15 protein-coding genes are annotated in these 18,484 nt (G+C 30.9%); 11 read left to right on the top strand and 4 right to left on the bottom strand.

Annotated elements, in window-relative coordinates:
* Positions 1-88: 88 nt before the first annotated feature.
* The 4 genes from A8C32_RS14665 (at position 89) to A8C32_RS14650 (ending at position 6,284) form a co-directional block, all read left to right on the top strand.
* Entirely contained in the window at positions 89-1,447 is a 1,359-nt protein-coding gene (locus A8C32_RS14665; RefSeq protein ID WP_069831180.1) for an alanine/glycine:cation symporter family protein, read from the top strand.
* Positions 1,448-1,613: 166 nt separating this feature from the next.
* Positions 1,614-3,524 (top strand): acetate--CoA ligase, encoded by a 1,911-nt coding sequence (acs, locus tag A8C32_RS14660; RefSeq protein WP_069831179.1) that lies wholly within the window; start codon positions 1,614-1,616, stop codon positions 3,522-3,524.
* Positions 3,525-3,887: 363 nt separating this feature from the next.
* Positions 3,888-4,310: a response regulator gene (locus A8C32_RS14655; protein WP_069831178.1), complete on the top strand. Its 423-nt coding sequence runs from the start codon at positions 3,888-3,890 to the stop codon at positions 4,308-4,310.
* Positions 4,311-4,496: 186 nt separating this feature from the next.
* The gene (locus A8C32_RS14650) at positions 4,497-6,284 is read left to right on the top strand and encodes a YfiR/HmsC family protein (RefSeq protein WP_069831177.1); all 1,788 of its coding nucleotides are present in this window, start codon (positions 4,497-4,499) and stop codon (positions 6,282-6,284) included.
* A 291-nt stretch (positions 6,285-6,575) separates the two neighbouring features.
* Here the strand turns inward: A8C32_RS14650 and A8C32_RS14645 are convergent, their stop codons facing one another.
* Positions 6,576-7,190 carry a fumarylacetoacetate hydrolase family protein gene (locus tag A8C32_RS14645; RefSeq protein WP_069831176.1) on the bottom strand — a complete coding sequence of 205 codons (615 nt, stop codon included), beginning with the start codon at positions 7,188-7,190 and terminating at the stop codon, positions 6,576-6,578.
* A gap of 269 nt (positions 7,191-7,459) precedes the next feature.
* Positions 7,460-9,931: a T9SS type A sorting domain-containing protein gene (locus tag A8C32_RS14640; protein WP_083253367.1), complete on the bottom strand. Its 2,472-nt coding sequence runs from the start codon at positions 9,929-9,931 to the stop codon at positions 7,460-7,462.
* A gap of 522 nt (positions 9,932-10,453) precedes the next feature.
* Between A8C32_RS14640 and A8C32_RS14635 the strand changes: the two genes are divergently transcribed.
* Both A8C32_RS14635 and A8C32_RS14630 read left to right on the top strand, forming a co-directional pair.
* Entirely contained in the window at positions 10,454-12,226 is a 1,773-nt protein-coding gene (locus A8C32_RS14635; RefSeq protein ID WP_069831174.1) for an ABC transporter ATP-binding protein, read from the top strand.
* A 10-nt stretch (positions 12,227-12,236) separates the two neighbouring features.
* Positions 12,237-12,755 carry a DinB family protein gene (locus A8C32_RS14630; protein WP_069832061.1) on the top strand — a complete coding sequence of 173 codons (519 nt, stop codon included), beginning with the start codon at positions 12,237-12,239 and terminating at the stop codon, positions 12,753-12,755.
* A 4-nt stretch (positions 12,756-12,759) separates the two neighbouring features.
* On the opposite strand, the gene A8C32_RS14625 is transcribed toward A8C32_RS14630, so the two are convergent.
* Positions 12,760-13,968 carry a multidrug effflux MFS transporter gene (locus A8C32_RS14625; protein WP_069831173.1) on the bottom strand — a complete coding sequence of 403 codons (1,209 nt, stop codon included), beginning with the start codon at positions 13,966-13,968 and terminating at the stop codon, positions 12,760-12,762.
* A 97-nt stretch (positions 13,969-14,065) separates the two neighbouring features.
* On the opposite strand from A8C32_RS14625, the gene A8C32_RS14620 reads away from it, so the two are divergent.
* From A8C32_RS14620 to A8C32_RS14600, 5 genes are all read left to right on the top strand, one after another.
* Positions 14,066-14,512, top strand: coding sequence for a DinB family protein (locus A8C32_RS14620; protein WP_069831172.1), 447 nt, complete (start codon positions 14,066-14,068; stop codon positions 14,510-14,512).
* Between the two features lie 4 nt (positions 14,513-14,516).
* Entirely contained in the window at positions 14,517-15,107 is a 591-nt protein-coding gene (locus A8C32_RS14615; protein WP_069832060.1) for a Crp/Fnr family transcriptional regulator, read from the top strand.
* A gap of 96 nt (positions 15,108-15,203) precedes the next feature.
* Positions 15,204-15,557, top strand: a complete 354-nt coding sequence (locus A8C32_RS14610; RefSeq protein WP_069831171.1) for a SnoaL-like domain-containing protein — start codon at positions 15,204-15,206, stop codon at positions 15,555-15,557.
* A gap of 36 nt (positions 15,558-15,593) precedes the next feature.
* On the top strand, positions 15,594-16,172 hold the full coding sequence (locus tag A8C32_RS14605) for a YceI family protein (protein WP_069831170.1): 579 nt from the start codon (positions 15,594-15,596) through the stop codon (positions 16,170-16,172).
* A 139-nt stretch (positions 16,173-16,311) separates the two neighbouring features.
* On the top strand, positions 16,312-16,926 hold the full coding sequence (locus tag A8C32_RS14600; protein ID WP_069831169.1) for a DEAD/DEAH box helicase: 615 nt from the start codon (positions 16,312-16,314) through the stop codon (positions 16,924-16,926).
* 2 nt (positions 16,927-16,928) lie between these two features.
* On the opposite strand, the gene A8C32_RS14595 is transcribed toward A8C32_RS14600, so the two are convergent.
* Positions 16,929-18,470, bottom strand: a complete 1,542-nt coding sequence (locus A8C32_RS14595) for an acyl-CoA carboxylase subunit beta (RefSeq protein WP_069831168.1) — start codon at positions 18,468-18,470, stop codon at positions 16,929-16,931.
* Between the last annotated feature and the right edge of the window lie 14 nt (positions 18,471-18,484).

Raw genomic sequence — 18,484 nt, 5'->3', positions numbered from 1 at the left:
AAATGTTTGTAAAGTGATATATTTATGAAATCATAACTAAATTGATTTTGAAGTTTAATTGGTATAAACTATAATAGTTAAGCTATATATGAAACAACTCATTAAAATTTTTTCGGATTACGCTTGGGGGCTACCTTTAGTCATTTTACTTATAGGAGGTGGATTATATCTTTTAATTTTATCGAAATTTATACCGTTTCGTTATTTAGGCCATGCTATTCAAGTATTACGTGGTAAATACGATGATTCAAATGACTCTGGGCAGATAAGTCATTTTAAAGCATTAACTACGGCTTTAGCTTCAACTATTGGTATGGGGAATATTGCGGGAGTAGCTGTAGCTATTTCGGTAGGAGGACCTGGAGCTATGTTTTGGATGTGGATAAGTGCCATAGTTGGTATGTCTACTAAATTTTTTACATCAACATTAGCCATTATGTATCGGGGAAAAGATAGTACTGGCGAAATACAAGGAGGCCCTATGTATTTTATAGTGGAAGGTTTAGGTAAGTCCTGGAAGCCTTTAGCAATTATGTTTAGTCTATTTGGAATGATAGGAGCTTTACCTGTGGTTAATGCAAATCAATTAACTCAAGCTATAAACGATATTATATTAATTCCTAATGGTGTTGAAGTTGGGTTAAAATCTAATTTGATTATTGCATTTATATTAGTAATTATAACTTCTATAATTATTCTTGGAGGTTTAAAGCGTATTAGTAATGCAGCTTCTAAAATGGTACCATCTATGGTTTTGTTATATTTTGTTTTGATAGTATTTATTTTAATATCTAATTATGAAGTTGTACCAAAGTACTTTTATATTATTTTTACTGATGCTTTTATAGCAGGAAATTATAAAGGAGATTCATTTTTAGGAGGGGTTTTAGGTGCTTTGATTTTGTTAGGTATTCGTCGTGGTGCATTTTCAAATGAAGCTGGTATTGGCACAGCACCTATGGCACACGGAGCAGCAAAAACAGATGAACCTGTTCGTGAAGGTTTAGTAGCTATGTTAGGGCCAGCAATAGATACCTTAGTAGTTTGTACTTTAACAGCTTTAGCTATTTTAGTTACTGGAGTTTGGGAAACGACCTCTAATAATGGAGTTAGTTTAACAGCTTCAGCATTTAGTTATACCATGCCAGTTTATGGTAAATATTTGCTAATGGTTTGTGTTCTTGTTTTTAGTGTGTCCTCATTATTTTCATATTCATATTATGGAACAAAGTGTTTATCCTTTTTAGTAGGGGCAAATAACAAACATTATTATAATTATATATATATACTAAGTATCATACTAGCAGTAACAACACCATTTGATATGATGCTAAATTTAATAGATGGTGTTTTTGCACTTATGGCTATTCCTACTATGCTAGCAACTCTTATTATGGCTCCAAGGGTAGTAAAAGAGATTAAAGAGTATATAAAAAGGTTAGGCTAAGATTAGATATTCGAGAGAATGGTAAATATTTTAGTAGATTAAAATTTATAATTAATTAAAAGGAGCATATTAAAATAATAAATTATAGTGATTTTTAAAGCTTATATGAATTGATTATTTTTACTTGCAATAGACTATTAAATTTAAGAATTATAAAAAATAATACATGAGCAATTACCACATAAAACATTTAGAAGAGTATTATCAAGTTTATCGAAAGTCTGTAAGAGAACCAGAGAGTTTTTGGGAAGAAATAGCTGAAGAACATTTTATGTGGAGAAAAAAATGGGATACTATTTTAAGTTGGGATTTTTCAAAACCAGAGGTGAAATGGTTTGAAGGCGCTCAATTAAATATTACCGAAAATTGTATAGATAGACATTTAGCAACTAGAGGAAATAAAACAGCTATTTTGTTTGAGCCTAACGATCCTTCTGAAGTAGCAAAACATATTACTTATAACGACCTATATAAACGCGTTAATCAACTTGCTAATGTTTTAAAAGATCAAGGCATAAAAAGAGGGGATCGCGTTTGTATTTATCTACCCATGATTCCCGAATTAGCTATTTCAGTTCTAGCATGCGCTCGAATAGGAGCTATACACTCAGTTGTATTTGCGGGTTTTTCTGCTACAGCGTTATCTACACGTATTAATGATAGTGATTGTAAAATGGTAATAACTAGTGATGGATCTTATAGAGGAGCAAAAACCATAGATTTAAAAGGTATTGTAGATGATGCTTTAGAAGATTGTACCTGTGTGGAGTCGGTTTTAGTAGTAAAGCGAATTAATTCGGATATTAATATGAAAAGTGGACGTGATATATGGTTACAACCACTTTTAGATAATGCCTGTATAGTTTGTGAAGCGGAAATTATGAATGCTGAAGATCCTTTATTTATTTTATATACATCAGGTTCTACAGGAATGCCAAAAGGCATGGTACATAGTACAGCTGGCTATATGGTATATAGTGCTTATACTTTTAAAAATGTATTTCAGTATAAAGAAAATGATATATATTGGTGTACAGCAGATATAGGTTGGATAACAGGGCATAGCTATATTGTTTATGGCCCTTTAGCTAATGGAGCAACAACAGTGATGTTTGAAGGTGTACCTAGTTATCCAGATTTTGGGCGTTTTTGGGATATTGTAGAAAAGCATAAAGTGAATCAGTTTTATACGGCGCCAACAGCCATTCGAGCATTAGCAAGAGAAGGCGTAGAATTGGTTGAAAAATATGATTTATCATCCTTAAAAGTTTTGGGGTCTGTAGGAGAACCTATTAATGAAGAAGCATGGCATTGGTACAATGATAATATTGGAAAAAAGAAAAGTCCTATTGTAGATACTTGGTGGCAAACCGAAACAGGAGGTATTATGATTACTCCTATTCCTTTTGTTACACCAACAAAACCTACTTATGCAACATTACCTTTCATAGGTATTCAACCTGCTTTAATGGATGAAGCTGGAGATGAATTAAAAGGAAATCAAGTTGAAGGACGCCTATGTGTAAAATTTCCATGGCCAAGCATGGCAAGAACTATATGGGGAAATCACCAGCGTTATAAAGACACCTATTTCTCTGCATTCGAAAATAAGTATTTTACAGGTGATGGTGCTTTACGTGATGAGGTTGGATATTATAGAATAACAGGTAGAGTAGATGACGTAATTATAGTATCTGGGCATAATTTAGGAACAGCACCAATAGAAGATGCTATTAATGAGCATCCTGCTGTTGCAGAATCTGCTATTGTAGGCTTTCCTCATGATGTAAAAGGAAATGCATTATATGGTTATGTAATTTTAAAAGATACAGGAGAAAGTAGAAATCATGATAATTTAAGAAAAGAGATTAATCAAATTATTACGGAGCATATAGGTCCTATAGCTAAGCTTGATAAAATTCAGTTTACAATTGGTTTACCTAAAACGCGTTCGGGAAAAATTATGAGACGTATTTTACGTAAAATAGCTCATAATGATACAAGTAATTTAGGAGATACGAGTACATTATTAAATCCAGAAGTTGTACAAGATATTATTGATAATGTTTTAATGTGAAAATTACATACTATAATTTACAATATCATCAAAATGATGGTGAATCACTACGCTGTGCTGTTTTATAAATAGTATAGCGTAGTTTGTTTATTCTTACTTTTTATTAAGAAAATAGAGCGCTTTTAGTATATCTAAACGTAGTCTTTTACTTATTATTGCTTACTTGGGGTTAATTTACTTTAACAAAAGGGTAAATCTACGTATTAAAGCAACTAATATTTTGATTAGCTTCGTAAGAAGCATTTCAGAAATAAGCAACAATTAAACATATAGAAAACGATGTATTTGTCTTATTAAATTAGAAAAAGGTAGTATGTTATCTTTTTTTAAACTGAAATATTCTTAAATTAATTCTGATATTCTATGGGAACAACGATCAAATGTGCGTTATTAATTGATGATGATAGATTCACTAATTTTTACAATACAAAAATTGTAAAGAGGCATGAAGAATTTAAGGATGTTATTGCTGTAACAAGTGGTCAAGCAGGATTAAACTATTTAGTAGAAGCTTCAAAAGATCTTTGTGCTAAACCAGATTTAATTTTTTTAGATATTAATATGCCAGTTATGAATGGGTGGGAGTTTGTTTTAGAATACAATAAGTTAGATAAAACCTTTACAGAAGACATTAAATTAGTAATGCTAACAACATCAAACAACCCAGACGATTTTGAGCGTTCTAAGAAGATTAGTACTGTTAATAATTATATAAATAAACCTTTATCAGTGGGTTTATTAGCTAATCTATTAGGAGATCATTATAATATGAAAATGGCAAATTAAATTCCTTTATATTTATAAAATATTTTAGTTTATTTATACTATAAATAAGTATTTTATGTTCCTTTTCTGTAAACTAAAATACTTGACCAATATAAATGATAGAAACTTCGTTTATATTATATTCACGTTTACAAATTTAGTGTTAATAAGGTAAATTACTATTTACTTGCTTTTTTATAGTTAGAAATGGAGTGTAGGAAAACAAATGTATATACAAATATTAAAAAATCAATAGCTATTGGATTACTATGTTGTTTTTATTGTTTGTATACATATGCTCAACATACAAATAATGAACAGGTAAAGCGTTTACAACGTACTATTCTTATATATAACTTTACACAACAAATTACTTGGGAAAATCAAGAGAATAACGAGCGTTTTAGAATAGGAGTTTTGGGACCAGATCGAGCTATTATAGATTTTAAGGCTCTTGTAGAAAAGCATAAAGCAGATAACAAACCCATCGAGGTTATTGGATTCAATTTAGTTGAAGATATTGAAGATATTCAATTACTTTATGTAAATAACAAGTATAATTTTGATATTAACTATATCTTAAGTGAAATTTCAGGAAAGAATATTTTTTTAGTAACAGAAGATTATAATTATCATACTTCAATGATAAATATAAAAAATACTGGAGATTCTTTTGTATACGAAATAAATAATAAAAATATTGAAAGAGAGGGGTTTGTGGTTTTAAATTCATTAAAGCAATATGCTATAAATTCTCCTCAAAAATGGGAAAACTTATATAAAACAACCGAAGCTTCTTCAGAGAAATTTAAAAAAGAAGAAGCATATCAACAAAAACACAAAAATAATAATCCAAAAATAATTGTAGATACGATTTTAAATGCAGTCGAAATACGTGACGAGTGGATTAAAATATTGTCAAATGAAAGTGAGTTACAACAAAAGAAATTTGCTGATAAAGTAAAAATAGAACGCGAATTAGAAGAAAATATAAAACAACAAATAGATTTTATTAAATCACAAGAAGAAAAGATAATTTCAAGTGATTTAGAAATAAAAAAGCAATTAAAATATATTGAAAATCAAACTATAGAGATTGAGAAAAAGGAAAATATTTTACAAGAGAAAGAGTCAAAAATAAATATTTATAAAACATTAAATATATTACTTATAGTATTTATATGTCTACTATTATTAGGAGCATTAATTATTTTTAAAAACTATTTAGTAAATAAAAAATTAAATAAAAAATTAAAAATCAAGAATTTAGAAATAGAAAAGCAAGCTTTGGAGTTGAAATCTAAGAATGAAGAACTTGAACAATTCGCTTATATTGCTAGTCATGATTTAAAAGAGCCTTTAATTACTATTACTAGTTTAATAAGTTTGTTCGTTGATGATTATAAAGATAAATTTGATGAAACTGGTAAAATGACTCTTAATTTTATTAGTGAATCAAGTGTAAGAATGCAAAAGCTTATTGATGCTATTTTACAATATTCGCGCTTAGGGAAAAGTAAAGTATATGAAGATGTAAATTGTAATAATACTATTAGTACTTTAAAGAAAGATTTACGACATGTTATTGAAAGAACAAATACCAAGATTATATCAGGGGATTTACCTATTGTAAAAGGTGCGAAATTAGAATTACGCTTATTATTTCAAAACTTAATAAGTAATGGAATTAAATTTACTAAAGTAGATACTAATCCATTAATAGAGATTAATTGTATTAAAAAAAGTATATCTAATGGTAGCAATAATGACACGGTTTGGGAATTTTCAATAAAAGATAATGGTATAGGTATTCAAGAGAAACACAGAGTACGTATATTCTCAATCTTTCAAAGATTACATTCAAGAGAAGAATACGAGGGAACTGGAATAGGATTAGCACATTGTAAAAAAATTGTAGAATCTCATGGCGGGAAAATTTGGCTTGACTCTAACGAAGGAGAAGGTACGACGTTTTATTTTACAATTCCAGCTTAATTATTTATAAAGTTAAATTAATAGCTCCATTCTAAATTTTTTCTTTTATATTTCTGTTACTATGATATAAGTTTAAAGCACCATCTCTAAGCATATAAAAATGACATGTGAAGGTTCCTTTTTTTGAAAACAGTGTCACCTTTTTCTAAGTATGATATGATAACTTCTATAGCAATTTGCATTAAGACTTTAGTGTGAAGCATGTTAAACGGAGGGTAACCTTTTAAAAAATCGCTAACTCGTTCCGTTATTGAGTTTTTAAAAGGTTACCCTCCGTTTAGTTTTTTTATATTATATCATTTTAAAATCTAGCAATAATTCTCCTTCAATAGAAGCTTGTAAATGATCACCTTTAAAAATTTGTCCAGCACCAGTTGCAGGTGTGCCAGTAAAAATTAAATCACCAGGCTCTAAAGTCATATATTTAGATACATAGGCAATAATTTCAGTCATATTATAAATCATATCACTTGTATTTCCAACTTGTTTTTCTTCACCATTAATAAGTAAATTAAAATTTATATTATCAAGTTGCGGAAAGTTAGAAATTGCTTTAAATCCACCTACAGGAGAAGCGCCATCAAACCCTTTAGCTAATGCCCAAGGTCCTTTGTTTGCTCTACTAGCGTTAAGAACATCTTTTGCAGTATAATCTATACCAATACCAATTTCTTTAATGTGAGAAGCAGCATTGTTTACATCGATATCTTTTCCTTTTGTTCCAATTTTAGCAACTAATTCAACTTCAAAAAGAAGTTCATTTGTGATTTTAGGAAAAACAATATCTTCATTATTAGTAACCAAAGTACTTTCAGCTTTTAAAAAAATAAGTTGGTCACCATTTTTAAGTGCACTGATTTCACTTTTATCGTTTACGTAGTTTTTACCTATGCCAATGATTTTCATGTGTTTGTATTTATTATGAGTAATTTTTTTAGAAAGAATAAAAGTAGTAAATAAAGCAAATTACTATACTGTTTTATTAATAATTTTTTGAATGATATTTCCATTACTAACTAATAATAAAGATGTTGTTTTTTCTTATGTTTAGTTTTGGAACTGGAAAAATAAATTTTAGTTGAAGTTGAATAAGCTGGTAATAAGATTATATATAAACAAAGCCTCTTTGAGAGGCTTTGAATAAAATTAAGTGTTGTAATTATTGTTTTAAGTATTTACTGTTTTATCAATTTTAATAATGATCTATTACCTTTATCATCAGATATTTCTAGAAAATAAATACCACTTGATTGCTTTATTTCTAATGGAATAATATTAGAATTTAAGAAATATGCTTTTTTTATTAACTGTCCTGTAATAGAAAGTAATCGAATCGTTATGTTTTTTTGAGTTTTACCAAATTGAACTGACAAATTTCCATTAGTTGGATTTGGAGATACAACAAATTCATCTGAAAAAGAATTATTTATTATTCCTAATGAAGTTATTTCTACACAAGAACTAATACCTGTACATCCATTTTTTGTTACCTGAACTGCATAATTGCCATTAACAGTTGCTGTATAAGATTGGCTTGTCTCTCCTGTAATAATACTCATACTATCATCACAGTCTAACCATTGGTAGGTCGCTCCAGTAGAATTCGAAGTAATAGTAGCATTATTTAATATTGTTGAGGTATCGACAGAAGTTATAGTAACACTCACATTAGCAGTATTAGTACAAGTTCCAGCTGTAGTATAAGTAACAGTATAAGTATTAGGCGTAGAAGCCAACACATCAATAACTCCTGTGCTAGCATTAATAGATAAACCAGCAGGCGCACTAGAAAAAGCCCCTCCCGTTAAACCCGTAATAGTCGGTGTTGGATCAGTAGTATCTATACAATAACTAGCCGCACCATAAGAAAAAGAAGCATTATCTAAAGCATTAATAGTGACACTCACATTATCAGTATTAGGACAAGTCCCTGCAGTAGTATAAGTAACAGTATAAGTATTAGGCGTAGAAGCCGACACATCAATAACTCCCGTGCTAGCATTAATAGATAAACCAGTAGGCGCACTAGAAAAAGCCCCTCCCGTTAAACCCGTAATAGTCGGTGTTGGATCAGTAGTATCTATACAATAACTAGCCGCACCATAAGAAAAAGAAGCATCATCTAAAGCATTAATAGTAACACTCACATTAGCAGTATTAGTACAAGTCCCTGCAGTAGTATAAGTAACAGTATAAGTATTAGGCGTAGAAGCCGACACATCAATAACTCCCGTGCTAGCATTAATAGATAAACCAGCAGGCTCACTAGAAAAAGCCCCTCCCGTTAAACCCGTAATAGTCGGTGTTGGATCAGTAGTATCTATACAATAACTAGCCGCACCATAAGAAAAAGAAGCATCATCTAAAGCATTAATAGTAACACTCACATTATCAGTATTAGTACAAGTCCCTGCAGTAGTATAAGTAACAGTATAAGTATTAGGCGTAGAAGCCGACACATCAATAACTCCTGTGCTAGCATTAATAGATAAACCAGCAGGCGTACTAGAAAAAGCCCCTCCCGTTAAACCTGTAATAGTAGGAGTTGGATCAGCAGCATCTACACAATAGCTAGCCGCATCATAAGAGAATGAAGCATCATCTAAAGCGGTAACCGCTATAGATACGGATCCACATGAATCAGGTGTTACACATCCGCCTTCACCGCGAATAAAATAGGTTGTACTTGGAGCAGTAGGGGTTACAGCAAATGTTCCAGAGGCTGTGGATCCAATACTAGTACCTCCACAAGATCCGGTATAAATATGCCATGCTGTTGCATCGTTTAATGAGCCGCTAATCGTAATTGTTGCCGTGCTTCCAGTACATACTGTTGATGGTGAGTAGGTTAAAGTAGGTGCGTCAGGATTTGAACAAGCAGGAAGACATGTAATGTTAGCCGTATAATCGCTAGGAGTAATAGCGAAAACAGTAGTGTTGCTATTTGTCCAATTAGTGTAATCATTAATTTCTGCCAAAATAGTCGCAGGAGTTCCTGTTAATGTTCCTGTATATTTTGCATTGTCTACTTCGGTTCCTACTGCTGGGAAAAGAGAAACACAATTTGTTCCATTAGTTAAGCCTGAAGGAAGTTCTGATCGTGCAGTTCCTAAAGGAATTGTTATTGCAGTATTCCATTTTGTAGTAGGATCTAAGGTGGTTGGAGATCCATCACCATCATCGCCATGGACACCAGCAATAAAAGTAGGAGTAGTTGCTGGTTCTGGAGCAAGGGCTTGATATGCTATAACTTGATCACCACCGGTTAGTGACCAGCTAGTACCACTTGAAAGAGTAGCTGTTCCTCCTCCTGTTACTGTAAAAGAACTTGGAGATGATTCGTTAATATTTATAATTGTTCCGCATGCAACACCAGAAGCTGGAGCTGTATATGTTATATGTCCCTCAGATGTTCCAGCCCAAGAATTAGTTGTATTATTCCAACCTTCTTCTGTAAAATATATAACTTCATTCGCTGGTATGTTTGTTAGGGTAATAAAAGAGAAATTATCATTGCTAGTAATAGAGGCATCGGTATTATAGCCTATAAATGCAATGTCTCCTGGAGATAAGCCTTGTGAATTCATTTTAAATGCGCTATTAAGTAATAGAAATAACGTAAATAGTTTTAGTAGATCTTTGTTCATTTTAAGTTGGTTTTAGTTTATATTATTCCTTGTATTCTATTGCATTAATTATGAATGAATTACTAGTTGTTAATAGATTAAAAGTCAATGTTATATCTAATCAAAAATAACTTTCTTTACATGTAAGACAATACGTATATTTACGTGTTAGGTAAACAGGTGTTTGTACTTGGTTTTTAGTTGTTTAACTCTTTTTAGAAAGAATAGGTAAAAGATTAATGAGTCTAGATTTGGTGGTTATAACTTTTCTTCATTATTTATAATTAATGTAAGCAGTTACCTTACTAGAAGTTGTTTAAGAAAAGAAAATATTTAACAAATAACAACTATGATTTAAAGATATAATAAGCTCTTATGAAAATTGAATATTTCAGTGTTAATTCATTAATAAAAAACGTATGTTTTTTACATTAGAGTTAGCATATGTGTAGGTATAATATTAAGTGTTAAAAAATTATTTATATGAATCGTTGTAAAGATTCGTTAATTTAGCTCACTATATCTTCCATTAAATTTATTTGAATGAAACACCTGAAAGAATTTTCAGAAAAAAGCTTAAAGTCAAAACCAAAAGTGAGTATGAGACAAGCCTTTAAAACTATTATTTGGCCTAGACGAAATTTGGTATTTATTGGTTTAATACTCATTGTTATTAAAAGTTTAGCAGGTATAATTTTACCTTGGCAAAGTAAAGTATTATTAGATGAAGTTGTTCCAAATAAGGATATGGGACAATTATATAGTTTAATAGTTATAGTATTGATAGCTATTTTAGTACAGGCTGTGACATCGTTTTTGCTTACCCGTATTTTAAGTGTACAAGCCCAATATTTAATAAGCGAGCTTAGGGCTCAGGTACAGAAAAAAGTATTGTCTTTACCACTTAATTTTTTTGATAACACGAAATCGGGAGCATTAGTGTCACGCATTATGAGTGATGTTGAAGGTGTTAGAAACCTTATAGGTACAGGGTTAGTACAGCTGGTAGGTGGTACATTTACAGCGATTGTATCTTTGATAATTTTAATAAACCTGAACCCTTGGATGACACTTTTTGTATTTGCACCATTATCTATATTTGGATATATAGCGTTAAAAGCTTTTAAATATATTCGTCCAGTATTTAGAAAAAGAGGTCAAATAAGATCTGAAGTCAACGGGCGTTTAACTGAAACTTTAGCAGGTGTACGTGTTATAAAAGCTTTTAATGCCGAAAAGCAAGAAAGTATAGTATTTGAAAAAGGAGTGGATAGGCTATTTCAAAATGTTAAAAAGAGTTTAACAGCAACGGCTTTAATGACAAGTTCGTCAACCTTTTTAATAGGAGTTGCTACTACTGGTATTATGGGTATTGGAGGTTATTATATGATACAAGGAGAAATGACCACAGGGGACTTTTTGTTTTTTACTTTATTGTTAGGGTTTATGATTGCTCCTATAATACAAATGAGTAATATTGGTAGTCAATTAACCGAAGCTTTAGCAGGTTTAGATAGAACTGAAGAACTTATGAATATGACAGCTGAAGAGGATAATACAGAAAGAATTATCCAGTTAGATCGTTTAAGAGGTAATATTGAATTTGATAATGTATCCTTTGCATACGAAGAAGGCAAACAAGTATTATACAATATTAATTTTAAAGCTCCAGCTGGATCTGTAACAGCATTGGTAGGAAGTTCAGGATCTGGTAAATCGACAATTGCAGGGTTGTCGGCTACATTTTTAAGTCCGAATTCAGGTAAAGTCACTATTGATAATCAAGATTTATCAAAAGTGAAATTGAGTAGTTTCCGTCAATATTTAGGTGTGGTATTACAAGATGAATTTTTATTTGAAGGTACCATTAGAGAAAATATACTGTTCCCTAGACCAAATGCATCAGAGGAAGAATTGCAGAACGCTGTTAAAGCAGCTTATGTTAATGAATTTACAGATCGATTTGAAGAAGGGCTAGAAACCTTAATAGGGGAAAGAGGCGTGAAGCTTTCAGGAGGACAACGTCAACGTTTGGCTATTGCACGCGCTATTTTAGCAAATCCGAAAATCATCATTTTAGATGAAGCAACCTCTAATTTAGATACCGAAAGTGAAGCATTAATTCAGAAAAGCTTAGACGAATTAATTAAAGATAGAACCACTATTGTAATAGCCCATCGCTTAAGTACAATTAAAAAAGCAGACCAGATTTTGGTAATAGAAGCAGGTTGTATTGTAGAACGAGGTACGCATGACGAATTGATAAACCGTGGAGGAAGATATTATGATTTATATACCTACCAAGCGAAAATTTAAATATATTAAAATGACAACAAAAGATTTAATAAAAACAGAATACAACGAATATTATAGTAGATATATCGATTTAGTTTCAAAAGATATCGAATTAGTAAATGGTTTTAGGGAAGACTCAAATATGGTTTTGGAATTTTTTGAATCCATTACTAATGAGAAATTAGACTATAGCTATGCGTCAGGAAAATGGACTATTAAGGAAGTCTTTCAACATCTTATTGATACAGAACGTATTTTTCAATACCGTTGTTTTCGTATATCAAGACATGATAAAACCTCAATAGCTGGGTTCGAACAAGATGATTATATTAATCCTTCGCAAGCACAAAATAAAAGTATAGAAGCTCTTGTAGAAGAATTTAAAGCAGTACGCCAAAGTTTTATTGTATTGTTAAATAGTTTAAAAAATGAAGATTTAAAATTTATTGGTAATGCTAATGGATCAGGTTTATCTGCAAGAGCAGCTGCTTTCATTATTTTAGGACATTCTATTTGGCATATTAAAGTTATAAAAGAACGTTATCTATGATTGGTTAGGCTTCTACTACTTTTTTTACAGTTCTTTTAAAATAAATAAAAGTCAATAAGGATAGTATACCAAAAAAAGAAAATCCAATAAATAAAGGTAATACAGAGGTGTTTACAAAACTACCAATATAGTTAGCGATTGGAACTGCCATTACAGTAGATATAAACCCATTTATTGCAGCACCAATACCAGCTATATGTCCTAGGGGTTGCATTGCTAATGCTCTTAAATTTCCAAAAAGAAACCCAACAGCAAAAAACTGTAAAGCAAAAAAGCTAATAAGTATAATAACATGGGGGTTATTTCCAGACCAAAAAAGTAGGATGTAAATAACAGAAATTAAAACATAGGCTATAGTAGAGATATAAGCAATACGCATCATACCATATTTAACTACAAATTGGCTGTTAAAAAAGGTAGCTAACCCTATAGAAATTGCTAAGCTTGCAAAAATATAAGGGAACATATCGGCCATTTGATACTGTTCCTGAAATATTTGTTGAGCCGTACTTAAATAAACCATAAAAGATCCAGTAATAAAACCTGAAATAAAAGTAAAAATAACAGCTTCTTTATACTTAAAGAATTCTTTAGTCCCATCAATAAAAATATGTCGCGTAAATTTAATTCGATTTTCTTTAGGCAATGTTTCTGGTTGTCGTAGCCAAAACCAAATCATCACAAGAAAACCGAAAATTAAATTTGCATAAAACACAGATTTCCAATCATAATAATTTATTAAAAATTGACCAAAAGCCGGAGCTACAACAGGAACTAAAATAAAAAACATGACTACTATAGATAATATTTTTGCCATATAATTTCCGCTATAAGAATCTCGAATTATAGAAATACAAATACTTCTTGAAGCAGATAGACCTATACCTTGTACAACTCGTCCTAAGATCATCATTTCGAAACTTTTAGTAGTTACACAAATAAAAGTAGCAATAACGAATGTAAAAAAACCAATATAGACTATCGGTTTTCTACCAAAACTATCAGATAAAGGACCAAAAATGAGTTGACCACAGCCTAAACCTAAAAAAATCATGGTAATGAGTAGTTGGTTATCATTAGGGTTGGTAACACTTAAATGATGTCCGATATCAGAAAGAGCAGGCAATAATGCGTCTATAGATAAAGCTACTAAAGACATTAAAGATGCCATTAGAGCTACAAATTCTGGTTTGAATGTGTTTTTGTTTTGCATGGTGCAAAAGTAGATTAATTTTATCGTGCAAAAATCTTATTTCAATTTAATAAAGCAATATTATTATTGTTAAATTTGATACTAGCAAAAAAGTACTATGCTTAAAGATACTCTCATTAAAATATTTAAGAACGATCTTAATAAGCTTAAGCATGAAATTACATGTTATAAAAATGAAGCTAATTTATGGATAATAGAAAAAGAGGTTAGTAATTCTGCAGGTAATTTGTGTTTACATATTATTGGTAATTTAAATCATTTTATAGGAAGTGTTCTAGGTAATACCAGATATATAAGAAAAAGAGATCTTGAGTTTTCACTTAAAAATGTATCAAAGTTAGATTTGATCAAGCAAATTGATGATACCATAAAGGTTGTTGAAGATACTTTAAATAGACTTTCTATTAATGATTTGGAGAAACAATATCCTATAACAGTTTATAAAGAACCTATGACTACCGAATATTTTTTGACATATTTAACAACGCACTTGGTCTATCATTTAGGGCAGATAACTTATCATAGACGCTTACTAGATTCATAATATGATGGAACATAAAATACAACCACTTTTAAATTATATAAGTAAATATATTGTTCTATCAAAGAAGGATGAGGCTGTGCTTATGTCTAAATTAATATATAGAAAATATTTAAAAGGGCAGTATATAGCACAACAAGGAGATGTATGTAAATATGAATGTTTTGTTATCTCTGGATGTACAAAAATGTTTTTTGCAGACGAAGAAGGGCAGGAACATATAGTTATGTTTTCTATAGAAGATTGGTGGACAGCAGATATGGGAAGTTTTATAACTCAAACCCCAGCAGATTATAATGTACAGTGTATAGAAAATACAGAGTTGGTACTTTTTTCATATGACGTTATTGAAGAGTTATATACAGAAATCCCTCAATTAGAACGTTTTTTTAGAAAAATTATAGAAAAAGCTTTTGTAGCCTCTCAAAAACGTATTGTTAGAAGTTTTAGCCTTTCGGCAAAGGATAGATATCTTTACTTTAGAAATCAATATCCTAAGATAGAACAGCGTATACCTCAATACATGATTGCCTCTTATCTTGGTATTACTAAAGAATTTCTAAGTAAAATAAAAGGACAATTAATTATCGATCAGTAAAAGTTAAACTAGATTAACATCATTTAATAAACTACTTTATTTTCTTAATGAATATAGTTTAAGACATTTGTACCGTAAATATTAGTAGGGATAATTATGAATACATTAATTGAAAAAATTAGTACAATAAATGACATGATTCTTCAAGGAAAAGCTTTAGAAGCTTTTGATGAGTTTTATCATAATGATGTTATCATGCAAGAAAATGATAATCCTGAAGTTTTAGGTAAAAAAGCTAATAGACAAAGAGAAGAAGATTTTTTTGCATCAATAACAGAGTTTAGAGGAGCAAAACCTTTAAAAATAACAGTTGGAGAAAGTACAACTATGGTAGAGTGGCATTTTGATTATACTCACAAGGATTGGGGAGTTAAAAATTATACGCAAGTAGCTGTACAAGACTGGAAAGACGGAAAAGTAATTAGAGAAAAATTTTATTACGGATCATAGATTTAATATAACAGGAATAATAAAAAAACAATAAAGATGAAAAACACAATTAAAAATTTAGGAATTATAGCACTTGTAGCTTTTGTAACATTTTCTTTTTCTACTATAGGGGGAACAAAAAAAGCAATTAAAACAGATAAAAGTAAAGTCGTATGGAAAGGTTATAAGGTAACAGGCTCTCATGAAGGAACTATTACAATTGAATCTGGATCTTTAACTTTTGATGGGGAAAAATTAATAGGAGGTGAGTTTGTTATAGATATGACTACTATAAATGCTACAGATTTAGAAGGAGAATATAAAGGAAAATTAGATGGTCACTTAAAATCTGATGATTTTTTTGGTGTGAAAGCGCATCCAAAGGCATCTTTAGTATTTACTAAAGTAAAAGCATCTGGAAAAAATGCTTATGAAGTTACAGGAGATTTGACTATTAAAGGAAAAACAAATTCAGCTACTTTCTCAATTTCAGTTTATGGAAGTAAAGCAACAGCAACATTAAAAGTAGATAGAACTAAATATGATGTAAGATACGGGTCTACAAGTTTTTTCGATGGATTAAAGGATAAAGCTATTTATGATGAATTTGATTTAGTAGTGGATTTAGAGTTTTAGTCACTAAATAATTTAATTTAAAATAGGTACTTAGAAATAAGTGCCTATTTTTATTTTAAATGAGAAGTAGTGGTATTGAGTAGTTTATGTTAGACATTTTTAATACTATATTTGCCCTATAACTAAGAAAACAGATATTATGCCATTTAAAAAACTCATTCAATCTTTAAAAGATACCCTTGAACATAAAGATTTTTATGAGCCATTACCTCTTCAGAAATCAATTTTACCAAAAATAAAAGGAGGAGCAAGTTTGTTTTGTATAGCACCTAAAGGAACGGGGAAAACAACAAGTATAGTAATTAGTGTTATTCAAAAATTAAAAGGTGAAGCTTTTGAAGATGCTCCTAGAGTTTTAATTTTTGTAAAAGACAAACAGGCAGCTTTAGATTTACAGCTAGAGTTTAATGCCTATAAACGTGGAACCGATTTGCGGGTATATTGTGCTTATGATGAATACAATATTGATTCACAACGTGATGAAATTTATGAAGGTGTAGATATTGTTATTGCTACTCCAAAACGGTTGAACAAAATTTTCTTTCTTAATGGTATTAATTTAAACAGGTTACAAATGTGCATTGTTGAGGATGGAGAATTTTTATTTAGAAACAATAATTTTGCTGAGGTAACACGTACTCCAGAAAGTATAGGCAAATGCCAGTATTTAGTTTTCTCATCAACTTACGATAATCGTTTTGATAGATGGCAAGATTCTTTTATGTACAAATCTCAAGTTATTAAGTTTAAATAATTTTACAGCGGAATATTTCCATGCTTTCGCTTAGGAGTATCTACTTTTTTATCCTCTAACATAGAGAATCCTTTAATAAGTTTACGTCTTGTGTTTTTGGGAAGTATGACTTCATCTATAAAACCACGATTTGCAGCTCGGTATGGGTTTGCAAATTTATTAGCATATTGAGTTTCTTTTTCAGCTAGTTTTTCGATAGGATTGTTAGATGCAGCAATTTCTTTTTTAAATATTATTTCACTAGCTCCTTTGGCTCCCATAACTGCTATTTCAGCACTTGGCCATGCGTAATTTAAATCTGCTCCAATATGTTTAGAATTCATTACGTCATAAGCCCCTCCATAGGCTTTTCTAATAATAACAGTAACTTTTGGTACAGTGGCTTCACTAAGCGCATATAAGAGTTTAGCGCCGTGTACAATAATACCGTTCCATTCTTGATCTGTTCCTGGTAGAAATCCAGGAACATCAACTAAAACAAGTAACGGAATATTAAAGCAGTCACAAAAACGTGTAAAACGGGCTGCTTTTTTAGAGCTATTAACATCTAAAACACCAGCTAAAAACATAGGTTGGTTAGCTATAATTCCAATATTTCTACCTCCTAAACGAGCAAAACCCACGATAATATTTTCTGCATACTCTTTATGGATTTCATAAAATGAATTTTCATCAATTATTCCAGAAATAACAGAGTGCATATCGTAAGGCTTATTAGAGCTATCCGGAATGATATGAGATAGGCAGTCTCTAACTTCATCGTTTAAAGTATAGTTTAATTTTTGAGGCGTTTCTGTATTGTTTTGAGGCAGATAACTTAAGAGGTTTTTTAAATCTTCTAAGCATTCTACATCATTTGCAGAGGTTTTATGGGCAACTCCAGATTTCGACGCATGTGTATACGCGCCACCTAGAGCTTCGCTACTTACTTCTTCATTAGTTACAGTTTTAACAACATTAGGACCTGTAACAAACATATAACTGGTATTCTCTACCATCATTGTAAAATCAGTCATAGCAGGGGAGTAGACTGCTCCACCAGCACAAGGTCCCATAATTGCTGAAATTTGAGGTACAACACCCGATGCTTGTACATTTCTATAAAAAATATCAGCATAACCGCCTAAAGAGCGAACACCTTCTTGTATTCGAGCACCTCCAGAATCATTTAGTCCAATAATAGGCGCACCAACTTTAATAGCCAAATCCATTATTTTACAGATCTTTTCGGCATGAGTTTCAGAAAGGGCACCACCAAAAACAGTGAAATCTTGCGCATAAACATAAACTAATCGCCCATTAATATTTCCGTAACCTGTAATAACGCCATCTCCATAGTAAACTTCATTTTCCATTCCAAAATCGGTAGTTCTATGCGTAACTAGAATGCCAATTTCTTCAAAAGACCCTTCATCCATTAAATAATTAACGCGTTCTCTTGCAGTTAGCTTTTTTTTAGCATGTTGCTTGTCAATGCGTTTTTGACCGCCACCTAAATATGCTTGAGCAATATGCTCGTTTAGTTTATCTATTTTTGAATCCATTTTTATTTGGTCTG

It is taken from the genome of Flavivirga aquatica (assembly GCF_001747085.1).
Classification (GTDB): domain Bacteria; phylum Bacteroidota; class Bacteroidia; order Flavobacteriales; family Flavobacteriaceae; genus Algibacter_C; species Algibacter_C aquatica.
The sequence above is the reverse complement of the archived record's forward strand: the minus strand, read 5'-3'. Positions and strand labels throughout refer to the sequence as shown.